Genomic DNA, 15,283 nt, shown 5'->3' on the forward strand with positions numbered 1-15,283 from the left:
TGCAAGCATCAGTCATTGGTAATCTAACGCTCAAATATCATTCTAATTGTTGGTAATTTTATACTCAGGTACTTACTGACTTATCTTGATATTTCCCTATATCTAACATTTTAATAACCAGTTCTCGATGTTTAATCTCAACTCTTGCTCTGATTTCATCACTAAAAACTGTAAATATCGTATCAGTACATTCAACTAATCTAATCGCTGAATCTAAAAGTGGATCCATATTCTTGTTGAGTATGGCTGATATGATATTACTTCTATGAGTAGCCGAAGCTTCTATAAATTTAAAAATCACATCCTTCTTCCTATCTAACTCCATTCGTTGTTTATGCATATTAACAGTTATAATAGCTGTTAATATGACACCTAATACAGTAAAAACGCCAGTGAGGAGTGTTTGATATTCTTTTAAAATTTTTGACCAATCTAAATCTAAACCATACGTAATCAGAAAAATAAAGCCCGCTAAAGGCAATAAAATCCCAACTGCCGTAATGAAATACTCAATACCCCCCTTAAAAACAGACTTTGTCATTATTCTCATCCCTAAAAAAACAGGTTTCAATATGAGCGAAACCTGAATTACCATCTTAATTTTTCGTTAAAAATCAAAATAAATGAAAAACAGGGTCGAGTCAACGCATGTAACCGTGTTTAAACCCTGTTTAAATAGTCCTGTGTGCCACGAACGGAAGTGAGGGCATACCTTAGGGGGGGGTTGACGTTTAAGCCGCTTCTTTCGATGATTCTTGTTCTAGCATGTCATTAGGAATATCCGTTATTTTCAACCTTAAACGATCAGCTTTATCATTAAAATCCATAGTATTCTGATTAAAGTCTGTATTTAACGATTTAGGTGGAGTAGGCACGCCTTCCAAATAAACCGTTTTGCACAAAACCGATACTATATTCTTAATAATTAATATCAATTCATTACATTCTTCGATCATTTCTTCATTAGTAGAAAAGTTATAGAATTCCAATAGCGCTATTAAACTATATATATCATCGATTAATGAACTATATTCAAGAACAATTTCTTCATATAACTCGGGCTTTAATGAACAGTTTTTATAATTTATTCCAAGAGTTACGATAAGTTTAATCCTATATGATTCTGAAATAAATTTTAGCACCAGTTTTAATGCTTCTTCTTGCTTTTCTAATTTCTTAGCTTCTCTGTCACGTTTCCTGTCATGATTATGTTGTTGTTTTTGCTTTTGTAGCTCTAATTGATGATCTTTTCTTTGTCTTCTATGGAAACAATATTGAGTTACCACAGCAGAAAGTAATGCTAACATTGCTGATATAAAAATAGCCCAAGACTTATTATCTTTATATAGTTCCAACTCTTTAACCCATGAAATAAAACTGAAAATATCAATGTGCAATTCATAAACAACATTTGCAATATGTAGTCCATACACCATTAGAAACATGCTGGACAATACTCCTGTAATACCAATTTTATCTAACATCCTTATCATTCCAAACTTCCCCTCTTAACCCATTATAATCATAAGGCCTGATATTAATCTAAACCTGCTGATTTTAGAATGGTTTTAAGTCAAATTTAAGATCTACAATCCTCTAGCCTTAACACGATTAATAAGGCACCTTTAATTATTGTGAGCACAACTCAAATAAAACCCAGAGTTTGCTTGTCTTCTAAGCTTTACTTTTTGTTTTACTCTTTGCTTTTAAAATCCAGTGTGAATGCATCTGTATGCCTTCGACTTCAGGGACGAAGTCGTAGAGCGCTCAGGGATGAGTTAACAGCCTGCTACAGAGGCATTTGCACATAAGTCCGCTGCAAGCGATTAATATCAGTAAGACTATGATTAACAATAAAATCAACCAACACCATCGCACTTAGGGGTCACATAACGACAATAAAAAAGTACCGCCATTAAACAGGATGGGGTTATCCCCCTTTATATTAACCAATCTATAAAGGGGGGATAACTCATAAAAGGAAATGCATAACTCACCATTTAGCCCACTATTTATCTCAAGCTCAATAGGTCATGGGCTAAATATTAATACTCATGGGAATTTTGCTCGATAGCAAATAGTCATAAGGTGCTAAGTCTGGAAACACATGTTGGCGCTGGCTAATATCTTGCTTGATATGGACTTCGACTTGTTTAAGGTTGTCATTAAATTGCGCTAACGGCCCCCCTTTTTTGGTGACACGCTCATCTTTAAACCAAGCAGCATAAGGAAAGGTGTTTTCTTTGTATTCACCTAATGGGCGATAATACACTGAGCCCAGTAATGTCAGCACCACTTGTTGCTCTAACGCCAGCACTAACGGTGGCATGCCATTAAGCCACTGCACATTATCGGTTGCAGGCAGGCTGATCTCGCGCCACTGTGCACCTGTGATAGCAGGCGCAAAAGACATGAGGCTTTTTTGGGGAAAATTCACCGCCGCATGTTGAGCACTGGCCGTGAACATGATCATGGTCAATACATCACGTAAACTTTCTTTGTCTTTCAGTGCTGGAATATTATCTATTTTCCCCGCATGGCTCAACTCCTCATGCCATGCTTGTAATTCAGTATCTTTGAGCACATCCTGATCGCTGTTATAATACAGGGCAATATAATCGGCCGCCCATTGGTTAATGGCGCCCCACACTCGTGTTGCATCATCTCGATAAGGGAAAAAAGGCAATAGCTCCCGCTGATTTACGCCCCTTTTTTCTAATTCATTGGGCAACATGCCAGCCTGAAAATCAAAAGATAATCGATAATCAATCGCGGTATTTTGGGTGGCTTGAATCTTTCCTGCAAAAATTCTATCGATAGGACCTTTGGCCGCAATTAAACTGCTTTGAGCGGCGGCATTAATAAACAAGGTACCTTCAAAGTGCGGCAATAATAGACGATTAATAGGATGTTGCGGAGCAAGCTGCCTGTGCGTTGCAACCGTAAAGGCTTCTTCAACTAAATGTGTGCGACCTAAATGCACAATCAACTCATGATAATTACCATCAGCATCATTCACCACAGATTTGGCTTGCTGCCAAGCATAATCCGTTTCTTGTTCACCGCCTTGCTGAGTCACAGCTTGAGGCACCACTAAACGGCTAAGTTTAGCATCTTGCCCTAATTGAATCGCAACAGGTAACAAGGTTTGTCTGTCTGGCGTTAAGATAAAAAAAGCCATGGGGGCACTCAAGTATTTTGCCCTCGATAAGGTCTCCCCAGTGTGTTCACTCAAGGTTTCTAAGGCTTGATAGTCACATAAATACACTCGATGATCAGCCAATGCCGCCGCTAATGTATCCCCTGCAAAGAGTAAATGAACAATATCATCATGGCTCAATGAACAATTATCGGGAATGCTCGCAATATATTGAAATAACATCGGATTGGGGCCCGCAATATGCAGATAAGTAAAGTGAGTATCCTCCTTTATATTGTTTGCAATTAAAGGGAGCGCTAAGGTATTAAACAACTTTTTATAGTCATCAAGTGAGCTAGCCGATTGAGACAAATCACTTTCCAATGTCTGTAAAATATCTTGCATAAGGTGATGGCTTTTCTCCACTTCATGCCAAGCAAATTGTTTGATATTGCCCACAATCTTTTTTACATCAGCTTCTTCATGATGAAAAAAGTGCGTAAAAGTCTGCCATAAAGATAAAGGCTCTGATTGATAACCACTAATATTATGCTGTTTTAACTGCTCAATAACTGGAGAAAGCCGTTGATAGCTTTGCTGTAATTGATCACATTTTTGTTGGTTCTCTTCACTTAATGGCAGATCTGCCAGCACAGCCAATAGGTTAACACTCACTTTCGCAACAGCGACGGCCACTAAGCCTTTCCACTCTAATGTGGGTTCATCTTGACTCGGCACCTTTAACGCTAACGGCACTTGAGACAAATTCAAAGAGTGATCATTCCATTGATATAAAGCCTGCTGATTAATTAAGGCTTGCTCCCTCAATGCTTGCTGCACTTGGGGATCATCTTGTGGTAATGAAGGGCGTGGTGAATGTATTGATGTGTCTTGTTCCATAGCGTTATCCTCTTCCTTGAAAAACACCGTCTCTTGAAGTAGTGATGACATCACGCTTGTTTAACGATTAGCATCCATAATTGTGGCATTGAACGAAGGTTATCGCCAATTTATAGCTGTGAACACGCCTTTATATACAAAAATGACTCACGGACATCTATACTCTAATGGAACAGACATTACTCCAATCAATGGACGCTAAAATGCCACAATAAGAAGAGGTGATTATGTTAGGAGAAAGTCATGCACTTATTTTTGATTTTCCAGAATACAGAGATGCCATTTCAACCCTCAATAGCGAGGATCCTGATTTCTCAAACAAGGCAGCACGTTATCATGAGCTTGATTTAGAAATTAGGCGGTTAGAGTTAAAAGACTCTCCTGTCAGTGATGATACGATGCACCAATTAAAGCATGAACGTTCCGTTCTTAAAGATGCCCTATACCAAAAAATGAAAGCACAATCATCTTAAAGTTCTAACAAATAAGTAAGCCATAATCACCCACCTATTCCACCATCAAGCAGACTGATATCGCCCTAATAATCGATTAGGGCGATAACATTAACATCAATCAGCTATCACTTAAACTGCAACACCTCTTTTTTAAACCGTTTAGCCAGATAGGACTCATCTAAAGTATGATGCCAAAGCCCTTTTTTCTGTGCTTTATTTAACCCAACACCAATAACCCATTGTTTTAAATGTACTATTAAGGCAGTAATGATGAGTTTTCCAGTCTCCTTTACTACCTGCAATCCATAATCTCAATAAAAAGTATCCCCTGCTTTAGTCATTCACTCTACCGCCAACACGTCACTCAACCATTGTTGAAAACATCTTACTTTATAACTACTTTGGTTATGAGGTGACGTCACCATTGAGTAACTTAGCCCAGTTAACATCTCACCTTGTGGGTGTTTGACAAGCCAACCTTGTGCCAAGGCTGTTTGGATCAGTAATTCACTTACCAGTGCCAAGCCTTGCCCCGCTAATGCCGCTTGAATGACATGTTGTTCTTGATCGAAAGCTATTACGTTAAGTGCGTCATATGATGACTCAGCATATTGTTGCTGATGTTGAAAATAACCCTGCCACGTTATCGGTTGTAGATGAGGGTTTTTCCATGTTGTTTCAATTAACGTCGCTTCCTCTAATTTTGGATGGCGTTGCAGATAGTCTTTGGTCGCAAACATACCAATACGCTCAGTGATCAATGTCTTGATATGAGCTTGCTCAGTGTCACCTTGACCATATCGTATTGCAACATCCACTCGCCTATCTTTTAATAAATCATCTAACACTTCACCGGTTTTCACCACCACTTGAATATCATGATAACGTTGATGAAAATCCTCAAGCTTGGGCACTAACCACTGAGCAGCAAAAGAAGATGTCGTGCTGACCGTCAATACCGACCCTTGGTTCGTGATCTCATCAATCACTAGTGCTAGTTGCTCCAAAGAATGATAAGCCGCCACGGCAAGCTTTTCTCCTTCTGGTGTTAAATGAATGGCACGAGTCTTACGCTCAAAAAGCAAACACCCCAGTTTATCTTCTAATGCTCGAATTTGATGGGAAACCGCCGTCGCCGTCACGTTAAGTTCCATAGCAGCAAGTTTAAAACTTAATTGTCTGGCAGCAGCATCGAACACTCGAATAGCATTTAAAGCGGGTAAATGAGAAAACATAAGCACACTGATTATAGATGAATTTATCTCACCTATATAAAAATATATATCCTTTGTCAATTATCAATTTTTATTTCAATATCAATTCTATAGGAAACAAATTATTTTACATGATGACATATTGAGGATAACATGAATACACTACTGCATATTGATACAAGCGCACGGTCATTGTCTCCTGAAACGAATCGTTCCCCATCCATTTCAAGAACACTCGCTCAGCGCTTTCTTAGCCAATGGCAAGATACGCTTCCAGAAACACGTATTATTTATCGTGATTTAGCCACCCACCCAGTCGATTTGATTGATCAAAACTGGATTGAAGCCGCATTTACTTCAGAGGAAAAACGCACTCCAACACAAATGTCCATACTGTCAACATCAAATGAATTAATTGATGAAGTGATACAATCTGATATCATTTTACTCTCCACCCCTATGTATAACTATGGTATGCCTGCCACGCTCAAAGCCTGGTTTGATCAAGTGATCCGCGTCAATAAAACCTTCAGTTTTGATTTAAGCCGAGGTGACTCTCCACTCAAACCCATACTGTCAGGCAAACGCTTAGTTCTCATCACATCCTGTGGTGAATTTGGCTTTGAGCTGGGTGGATTAAGAGAAAAAATGGATCATTTACATCCGCATATTAAAACTCTCAGCCATTATTTAGGCGTCGAAAATATGCACGCTATCCGCGCTGAATACCAAGAGTTTAATGATGAACGTCATCAAATATCAATTGTGCACGCCTATAAAGAAATAAGCCATTTAGTCAATAGATTGACCCGTCAGCCCTCACTAGGATCAGTGAATGTCCCTGACAACGGCTAAGAACACAAAGTGCAAGTTACATAGTCAAAGAAGTCAGAAATTGATTTGTCATAATATCCGAAGACAAATAAAGATAAAATGATAGTCCATTTGACCTACAGCCAAATTAAACTAAAGTTTAATGAGAGCGATTCACTTCCGTTCTGGACCACTAAGGTCACTAAGCCTCAGCTTCATACACTGAGGCTTTTTTATGGTTATACCGTGATAACATGAAATATAAAATACAAAGCGGTTTAATTGACTTAAACCGCTAAGGTAAGGAATGAGCCCCATTCATTTTAAGTAGCAAGGGCAGACTTAATCGATTTGACCTATGTGTTGAGACAACCAATCATCATCGATATAGGCATAACCTTCACCACTAACCGATTTGATTTTAGATTTACCATCTTGATTGAGAGGCAGCTTTTTACGTAACCGGCTTATTCGTACATCAATACGTCGATTTTGTTTATTAAACACTTCTCCAAATGCCGCCATACTTAGACGATCACGGCTCACAATCCCTCCCCGCTCAGAAAGTAACTCCTTCATCATGATCATTTCACAATAAGTTAGATCCTCTCTTATTTTTTTCTCCAAAATTCCCTCTCATTTATTTCCATTAACATTCACGCTACAAACTTACACAATATTCACGCAATTTAAAATGAAAACCTGAAAGATAGCGAAAAAAATTCTATTGGATCAATAAAAAGCATCTAAACTACGTAAAGCTAATGAAAAAGTATCGGCTTCAGGACCGGGATCAACATTTTTAACGACCGCCACAGCATGTTGATGTTCCAAGCATAAAATTAACATGCTTTCACCACCAACACTCCCTCCACTGTGCATAACCGAATGAGGATGTTGTTCCATTATACGAATAAGTTTTCTGATAGCTTTTCTCTCAGGCTTCGTTAAATCTTCTGTTGATTGCGACTCATTCAATTGACCCTTCATGGCAGCCAACCTAGATTCAAAGCCAATAAACCAACCAATACCGATCCCAGTATGGGTATTGTCGGGTAAGATTTTTTCTTCAAATAACATTGACAACGAATTTGATGTTAAAAAGCCCTCATCAATATGCGCCATTGCAAATGTCACCACATCTGAAGGTGTAGATAATAGTCCTCCTCCCGCATATTTATAACTACTATTCACTTCAGGGGAATTCATTAATTCTCCATCAATATACGAATAAGCGCGTTGACGATGAGCAATAATAGGTCCATTATCATCAAAATGAGTGTCAAGCATATTAAGCGGGATAAACACTTGATCTTCCATGATCTGTTTAAAGTTTTTGCCATTCATGACACTTTCCATGGCGGCTGCAATCAAGGTCCAACCATAAGTCGTATATGCTTTTTGAGTCCCAGGGGTAAAAAGTAAGTCATCATCTTTAAATATACTAAGCGCATCAAGCGTACTCACATATTCAACATTTGAATAAAACTCGTCCCACGACAAGTAATATCGAATACCCGAAGTATGACTCACAAGATCAGATAACGTGATTGCTGCATGCTTAGCAGGCCACTGTGGTACAGCCTCTGTAATCTCTGCGTTAAAATCTATTTTTCCTTCCTCATATAAACGCATTAATGCCCCTGCAGTAAACACTTTAGCAATACTGCCAATACGAAGCTTAGTACGAGCAGTCATCGGAATACGATTCTCTAAATCTGCATAGCCAAATCCTCTTGCCCAAATGCCAATATGATTATCGGCAACCGCCACACTGATCCCAGGTATAGATTCCGCTTTCACCGCATCACGAAATAGTGCATTAACCTGTCTTCTTGCATCATGATCTGCCACGGCTTTTAAGCTACAAATACACATTAATATCGATAATAAGATGATGCTTTTCTTCATGTTATATCCTTATATTTATTTAATTTTTATATAAATTCCTAATTGTACTTTTAACTTAAAAAGTACGCTATTAGCGTCTAATAAACCACCAAGCAAGTCAACTTACTCCACTTTATTTGAAAACCGACAAAAATCTATCATCACTCTTATATTCTCGACTAAATGCAGCTTCACTGTGAAGCATGATAAAAGCCACCATGAATAAGAGTCTTTTTGAGAGAACGTAACACATAGCCTATTTAAAAGTCAGGCTAGCAATTAAACAATGACCCTATCATTAAAAAAACGTTAAGAATAATGAATTAATATTACTATTTCAGAATATTACAAATAAGACAAATGAGAAGGTGTTTACAATGATGATTGAGGGTTTAAACAAGTGAACCTTTATCAAAATGGGTTACCGAAAACACAGCCATTATAGTGATCATACAGGGTTTATGCTTGCGGTTAGTCTTGATCAAGTATCTAAAATAAACCATATCGCTAAAATACGATTCAGCTCTTTTAGGGTTTAACACGCCTAAAACTGCTTTTTTACATGATATTATTGCACTGATTGTTACTTTCAATAAACACTCATTCTTTTAAGTTCAGGTTAATTGACTCTGTCAGAAAGGAAGTTTGATTTTGAAATCAATTGAGTAGAAGAGACAGCAGATTGCTCACGTTCTGGCTGTATTAATGAAATGGTTTGAATAACACCCACTCTTTCTATTTCTGAAGTCGATATACTTTCAGAAGTCAAAGTCGAATAAACAAACATTCCAACCCAGCTTAACATCATAAGCATGATTAAAGTGCGGCAACGATACAAAACATAGAAAATAAGTAAATACATAACGAATTCCAACCATGCGCAACCAATGTATACATAAGGTTAATATCGCAACGATTGGTTAACATCATTCAAAAGTATGAATAACCCCCTACCCAAATGGATATAAATAAACCAATCACTAATACTTTTGTACTATAAAATGCATAATAGAAATATAATATATTGATTTTTAAATTAAAAAATAATAGTAAAAGTCTCTCCATTGACTCCTTTCTATAAAATACTTATTCTGCTGAACCAGAACTCGGAATAATGAGTGTCAAAGAATTCAAATAATTAATTTAAAATCATTAAATTAATAGTGTTCCCGTTATTCTATGTTTTTAATTTAACTGATTATCCAAAGTTCAGGTTACTTATGATTTCAGCCCCATCCCAGTCAGTATAAGGCTTATTATGAATCACACCATCGACACTATCCTTGCGCACCGCTCAATACGAAAATTCACTCCAAAAGCCATAGATGAGACCATGCTCTCAACTATTTTAGATTGCGCCATTGCTGCCTCAACCTCTAGCTTTATTCAATGTGTAAGTATTATAAGAGTGACACAAGCAAACCGAAGAGAATCCTTAGCAAAATTCGCAGGCGGACAAGCTTACGTAGCATCAGCTGCTGAGTTTCTTATTTTTTGTACCGACTTTAATCGCCATAAGCAAATTCATTCAGAAGCTCAATTAGGCTTTACCGAACAAACCTTAATTGGGGCCATTGATGCAGGATTAATGGCCCAAAATGCACTTCTTGCTGCAGAATCATTAGGATTAGGTGGCGTATATATTGGCGGTATAAGAAATAACCCTCAGGCAGTATCCGATCTACTCAACTTACCGGATCATGTTATTCCGCTATTTGGTCTATGTTTAGGTTATCCAGATCAAAATCCTGACAAAAAACCCCGATTACCGCAATCTCTCATTGTACATCAAGAGCAATATCAAACAGAGTGCGATAACCAGGCCTTAACACAATATGATAATCAAACACGGCAATATTATCGACAGCGTACTAACGGGACTAAAGACATATCTTGGTCAGAACAAATCACCACAGCATTGAATAAAGAAGCCCGACCTTTTATGAAAGACTTCATTAACAAAAAGGGGTTCAGTACTCGATAAAAAGCTTTAATAATAGATTTTTCACTTATCACTAAGGGACTGCTTGTCCCTTAGAAGCACACCATACTCGATACCACTGTTCATGATTTAATGATAAAGATAATGAATCTACCGCAAGGGCTATTCTTGCTATATTACCACTGCCAAGCACAGGTAAAGGGGAAGAAGGATGCCGCATTATCCATGCATAAATCACCTGCTCGATGGACTGAGCATTTAACTCTTCGACTAATACCTCAAGTTCTTTTTTTATTCTCATACTTTGCGGATTATCAACCGTAAAAATGGCCCCTCCAGCTAAACAAGACCAAGCCATAGGTCGACAACGCCTTTGTTGTAATTCATCCAATATACCGCTATCAAACACCGATAAATTCACTGGATTCATTTCTATTTGGTTTGTCACCAAGGGAAAATCTAATCGGGACTGCAACAAAGAAAATTGTGATGCGGTAAAATTAGAAACACCAAAGTACTTTACTTTACCTTGTTTTTTTAAGAGTAAAAATAATTGAGCGACTTCATCTGCATCCATTAGATAATCGGGTCGATGTAGTAGCAAAACATCAAGATAATCCGTACCCAATTGCTTTAAGGAATTCTCAACTTGGGCCATAATCGTTCGTTGACTAAAGTTATAGTGGCCTATTGTATCAGCTTGACTCGGTATAATACCGCACTTAGAAATAATTTCTATTTCATCTCTTAGTCCTTTTTTCAATTTAAGCGCTTGACCAAATAACATCTCACATGAGGGATGACCATATACATGGGCATGATCGACACTCGAGATCCCAAGCGCCAAATGAGATTGTACAAACGATAAACAATCTTGAGCAGACAATCCCCATTCACTTAGACGCCAATAACCTTGTACTAAACGGGATAACTGAAGACCACCGGGTTGCATTGAGGTTTTGGTCACCAATTTTAATTGATTTGTCATCGTTAATTACTCATTTAAATTTGCATAATAATAGGATCCCAGTAACACTTTATAAAAGCATAAATTTATGAGAATTGAAATATGTTAACGACACGCTTTACATTACTATGCTTATTGACATTTATTCCAACCGCCCTGATTGCAGCCCCAAAAGAAGCTTCAAGCCAAACAGCAGAAATAATCGATATTTATAGCGCTGATCACTTTAACGCTTATCTACCAAAAGAGAAAATCAAAACCCAAATCCGCCTTAATGGTGTTTACACTCCCTCTTTACAAGGCCAATGTGCTCAAGAAACTAAGTTAGCATTAAAAGCTAAAGCCTTTGTCACTGAATACCTTAAAAACGCAAAGAAAATAATATTAACGGAACAAACTCAGGATGAAAATAAAATACTCTGGGCAACAATGTATGTCGATGGGACAAATTTATCTTATGTTTTAATTAATAAACAACTCGGAAGGAAACTCCCAGCACCAAAAGAAAGCTGGTGTTCTTAAATCACAATAGTTTATTAACTTTTTTTAACCACACCAAGATTGAAATAGACTTTATCGCTAGGATGAGTATCCAAACTTAATCGAGAATGAGACTCAACCAATAAAAATTAATATATAACCAATTAATATTTATATCTTTTACATAATACTTAAACAAACTCTCCCACCCATAAGTGATCTCAATGATTGAATCTATTTATAATGCTGTTTAGGCTATTAATGATTAATTCAATCAATAGCGAACATTTTATATTTTCGATATTTGAGGCTATTAATCTTTCAACGATATGCGGAAGTCATAACTAAATATTTTAATTACGACGTAATGAGTACTGCCTTATCTAAAGGCTTCACAAACCGCTCCATAAAAAATCAAAAAGCCCCTGTTGACAAACATTAAATGGGATCTTTTTATTTAAAATAAATCATACATTGCCATATTGAATTAAAAGGATAAAAAATGAAAAAAAGGATCGTGAAACTAGGACTGTTCTTCATGTGCATGAGCATCAGTATTCAAGCCCATGCGAATTGGTTAGATGATATTCTAGACTGGCTTAATGGAGCAGCCAATGATGCAAGAGGATACATAGAATTAATAAGAGAAGCCACCACCCAAGTCGGCTTTGCTCACTCAAATGGTCAAGCCTACCAAACACCGACACAACTTGCAGGTCCCACAGGGGAGCTTACCTTCACTACATTCAATATAAAAGGGTTTCCAGAGCAAATTGCAGGGATCTCTAATGATCAAGCCACTGAATTGGCTCAATCTCACATTAATAATAGTGGATGGGACATCATAGGACTACAAGAAAACTGGGTGAGGAACACACCATTAAGACAAGGTCTTGATAATAATGAATACCCCTATATAAGCGATCATTTTCAAGGCTCAGCAACCACATTTGGTGACGGACTCAGCACTATCTCAAAATATCCTTTCGTAAATCGCCAAACACATGTCAAATATAACGATTGCTATGGCACCTTTGCAATGCTGCTAGCAGGCACAATATCGAGCCCTGATTGTGAAACAGAAAAAGGCTTCACACTCACTGAAATTAATATCCATAAAGATCTCATTATTCATTTTTACAATACTCATATGGATGTTGCTGGAGGAAGTGTCAAAACCAATCAGTTTAATCAATTAAAAGATTATATAAAAACCGTTTCAGCCGGGATGCCCGTAGTTGTTTTAGGCGATTTCAATGCATGGAATGATAATGGACAATGGGCAGGAGATAATAATGGCAGTTATTTTACACAAACATTAGGACTCACCTGGGCCTGTAGCGCTGTTGACAGCGAAAACACCAATAAACCCAATCGTTGCAGCGGTGTTGATCACCTCGCATATAGGGGAAATGCACAGTATAGTTTTGATGTTCTCAGCGAAACTGAACTCCCTCAAACAATAAGCGATCATAACCCTCTAATAACAAAGCTGCGTTGGATCAATCACTATTACTCTGCAGCACCAGAAGCACAAACAGCGATACCTATCGCATTACGTACATATCATGAAACTTATGTAGCAGCACAAAATAATGGAAATGAAGATGTCGTTGGAAATCATCGCCCAACCGCTGATATCTGGGAAACATTCACACTGAATATGAAGCAAGCAATAAACAATAATCCATTATGCCTTCAGCATAATGACAAAGTCACGGTAAAAAGTGGCAATGGTCATTATTTTCGTGCTCACAGTCAAGGCAACCTTGATGCACAAGCTAGCGTAGCGCATATCTGGGAAACCTTCACTCTTAAAAATCATACTCATCCAACCCGCTGTTTACAAAATGGGGATGCCATTTCCCTTTTCAGTTACCACAACGATTATATCGTTGCAGAGCCTGATGGCCGAATACTCAGCAATAGAAATGAAGCTTATACCTGGGAAACCTTCACTGTTGAGTTTTTACCTAACACTTTTCAAACCCATTCAGGTCAGCTAACACACGTTTCTGTCGGCAGCGACGGAACAGCCTGGGGAGTAGATCATAATGATGATATTTATCATTTTTCCCAAAACCAATGGCAGCCCATTGATGGCAAACTCAAGCAAATTTCTGTAGGCAATCATGCTTATATTTGGGGCGTCGATGCCAATAATGATATTTTTCAATGGCAAGAAGGACAAGGTTGGGCACATATTTCAGGTAAACTTGCTTCGATTTCAGTCGGTCATGATGGCGCGGTATGGGGTTTAGATCAAAACGGTGCTATTTTTTATTTATATAATGACCAGTGGATGTCTATCGATGGAAAATTAAGCCAAATCAGTGTCGCAGACGCTAACACAGTATGGGGCATTAATGATAACCATGATATATTTCAACTGCAAATGGATAACACTTGGAAACACATTCCAGGTAAGTTCACCCACATTAGCAGTGCAACAGGGAATAACATCTGGGGAGTAGGCACTGATAATCAAGTCTATTACCGAGTCAATAATGTATGGAAACAAAGCATTTATGGCGGGCAGAAAAAAGAGATTTCAATAGGCAGTAATCAATACATTTGGGCTATTGATGAAAATAATCGCCTCTATAATGCTGCGGGTTATACCTATTGAACATTGAATCAATATTAAACATTATTGGTTTTTATATCGAATAAGAACATCGCAATCTGTATCAGAAACAATACTCGCTTATTAGCGGTATCCCACCGTTAATAAGCACTCCTTAATACAGGAAAAGCACTAAAATAATGTTGAATTAAAGGTGACACTTGATTATTAATAAAATAAGTTGCCACAATCGGTTTGTCATCAATAGACCAAGTATCATGATCATGACTATTTAAAGTCACACTGATAGAGTTCACTCCTGGCTCAAATAAGTTGGGTTCTAAATGTAAATATGCCCCATACACCCTTTGTACTTTCTTGCCATTGATAAAGAGATGTGCATGCCCTTCAACTTTTCTTTTTGGAAGATCTAAAAATTCTGGGGATTCTAATTCAAAGTCTTCATACAAAATATGTAGGTTATAACCTGACTTACTATCAACAAATAATTGTAAATCAAGTTTAGGCGTCACAGCATTTTTAGGTACATTTCTATTTAAGTGTGAATGTAACGCCATAGATGCCAACCCCTTGTTGCTAACATCTAACCCATTATCTTGACTTGTATTGTCAGGAAGTCCCTTAACACTCAACTTACCTTTATTATTAATATCAACGTCTTTTGCATATAATGACCCTTGGAGCAAACAGGATGTAACGACTAACAAAAACAAACCGCAACTTATTATTTTCATACCAATATCCATAATTTGATAACCTTTTGACTTAATCTTTTCGGTTCTATCCTTATATCGATATATCATCATAGACCAAAATAAATCAATTCAACGATAAAAAATGACCTACCTTCAATATCCAATCAGCTACAAAGAGTATAAATATAAACAAATCAAAAC

General features: G+C 37.5%; 15 protein-coding genes. 5 read left to right on the forward strand and 10 right to left on the reverse strand.

Translation table 11 applies throughout. The annotated features are described in order from the left end of the window. Window positions 1-64 precede the first annotated feature (64 nt). From Q0976_RS21110 to Q0976_RS21120, 3 genes are all read right to left on the reverse strand, one after another. Window positions 65-541 (reverse strand): hypothetical protein, encoded by a 477-nt coding sequence (locus Q0976_RS21110; protein ID WP_299496170.1) that lies wholly within the window; start codon window positions 539-541, stop codon window positions 65-67. A 190-nt stretch (window positions 542-731) separates the two neighbouring features. Beyond that, window positions 732-1,484, reverse strand: a complete 753-nt coding sequence (locus Q0976_RS21115; RefSeq protein WP_299496172.1) for a hypothetical protein — start codon at window positions 1,482-1,484, stop codon at window positions 732-734. Window positions 1,485-2,038: 554 nt separating this feature from the next. Next, window positions 2,039-4,039: a lipoxygenase family protein gene (locus Q0976_RS21120; RefSeq protein WP_299496174.1), complete on the reverse strand. Its 2,001-nt coding sequence runs from the start codon at window positions 4,037-4,039 to the stop codon at window positions 2,039-2,041. Between the two features lie 227 nt (window positions 4,040-4,266). Between Q0976_RS21120 and Q0976_RS21125 the strand changes: the two genes are divergently transcribed. Then, complete coding sequence (locus tag Q0976_RS21125) at window positions 4,267-4,512, forward strand: DUF465 domain-containing protein (protein ID WP_299496176.1); 246 nt, start codon at window positions 4,267-4,269, stop codon at window positions 4,510-4,512. Window positions 4,513-4,619: 107 nt separating this feature from the next. On the opposite strand, the gene Q0976_RS21130 is transcribed toward Q0976_RS21125, so the two are convergent. Beyond that, a complete protein-coding gene (locus Q0976_RS21130; protein WP_299496179.1) occupies window positions 4,620-4,796 on the reverse strand; it encodes a hypothetical protein in 177 nt (58 codons plus the stop codon). 39 nt (window positions 4,797-4,835) lie between these two features. After that, entirely contained in the window at window positions 4,836-5,729 is an 894-nt protein-coding gene (locus tag Q0976_RS21135) for a LysR substrate-binding domain-containing protein (RefSeq protein WP_299496181.1), read from the reverse strand. A gap of 132 nt (window positions 5,730-5,861) precedes the next feature. On the opposite strand from Q0976_RS21135, the gene Q0976_RS21140 reads away from it, so the two are divergent. Further along, window positions 5,862-6,563, forward strand: coding sequence for an NAD(P)H-dependent oxidoreductase (locus Q0976_RS21140; protein WP_299496183.1), 702 nt, complete (start codon window positions 5,862-5,864; stop codon window positions 6,561-6,563). Window positions 6,564-6,863: 300 nt separating this feature from the next. Here the strand turns inward: Q0976_RS21140 and Q0976_RS21145 are convergent, their stop codons facing one another. The 3 genes from Q0976_RS21145 to Q0976_RS21155 form a co-directional block, all read right to left on the reverse strand. Then, window positions 6,864-7,148, reverse strand: coding sequence for a helix-turn-helix domain-containing protein (locus Q0976_RS21145; protein WP_299496185.1), 285 nt, complete (start codon window positions 7,146-7,148; stop codon window positions 6,864-6,866). A 105-nt stretch (window positions 7,149-7,253) separates the two neighbouring features. Beyond that, window positions 7,254-8,432 carry a serine hydrolase domain-containing protein gene (locus Q0976_RS21150; RefSeq protein ID WP_299496187.1) on the reverse strand — a complete coding sequence of 393 codons (1,179 nt, stop codon included), beginning with the start codon at window positions 8,430-8,432 and terminating at the stop codon, window positions 7,254-7,256. 598 nt (window positions 8,433-9,030) lie between these two features. Then, complete coding sequence (locus tag Q0976_RS21155) at window positions 9,031-9,273, reverse strand: hypothetical protein (RefSeq protein ID WP_299496189.1); 243 nt, start codon at window positions 9,271-9,273, stop codon at window positions 9,031-9,033. A gap of 396 nt (window positions 9,274-9,669) precedes the next feature. Between Q0976_RS21155 and nfsA the strand changes: the two genes are divergently transcribed. Continuing rightward, a complete protein-coding gene (gene nfsA / locus Q0976_RS21160; RefSeq protein WP_299496191.1) occupies window positions 9,670-10,395 on the forward strand; it encodes an oxygen-insensitive NADPH nitroreductase in 726 nt (241 codons plus the stop codon). A gap of 31 nt (window positions 10,396-10,426) precedes the next feature. On the opposite strand, the gene Q0976_RS21165 is transcribed toward nfsA, so the two are convergent. After that, window positions 10,427-11,305: an aldo/keto reductase gene (locus tag Q0976_RS21165; RefSeq protein WP_299496249.1), complete on the reverse strand. Its 879-nt coding sequence runs from the start codon at window positions 11,303-11,305 to the stop codon at window positions 10,427-10,429. 150 nt (window positions 11,306-11,455) lie between these two features. On the opposite strand from Q0976_RS21165, the gene Q0976_RS21170 reads away from it, so the two are divergent. Both Q0976_RS21170 and Q0976_RS21175 read left to right on the forward strand, forming a co-directional pair. Beyond that, window positions 11,456-11,842 carry a thermonuclease family protein gene (locus tag Q0976_RS21170; protein WP_299496193.1) on the forward strand — a complete coding sequence of 129 codons (387 nt, stop codon included), beginning with the start codon at window positions 11,456-11,458 and terminating at the stop codon, window positions 11,840-11,842. Between the two features lie 460 nt (window positions 11,843-12,302). Continuing rightward, window positions 12,303-14,429, forward strand: coding sequence for a tectonin domain-containing protein (locus Q0976_RS21175; protein ID WP_299496195.1), 2,127 nt, complete (start codon window positions 12,303-12,305; stop codon window positions 14,427-14,429). A gap of 98 nt (window positions 14,430-14,527) precedes the next feature. On the opposite strand, the gene Q0976_RS21180 is transcribed toward Q0976_RS21175, so the two are convergent. Further along, a complete protein-coding gene (locus tag Q0976_RS21180) occupies window positions 14,528-15,133 on the reverse strand; it encodes a hypothetical protein (RefSeq protein ID WP_299496197.1) in 606 nt (201 codons plus the stop codon). Between the last annotated feature and the right edge of the window lie 150 nt (window positions 15,134-15,283).

It is taken from the genome of uncultured Shewanella sp. (assembly GCF_947501665.1).
Classification (GTDB): Bacteria; Pseudomonadota; Gammaproteobacteria; order Enterobacterales; family Shewanellaceae; genus Shewanella.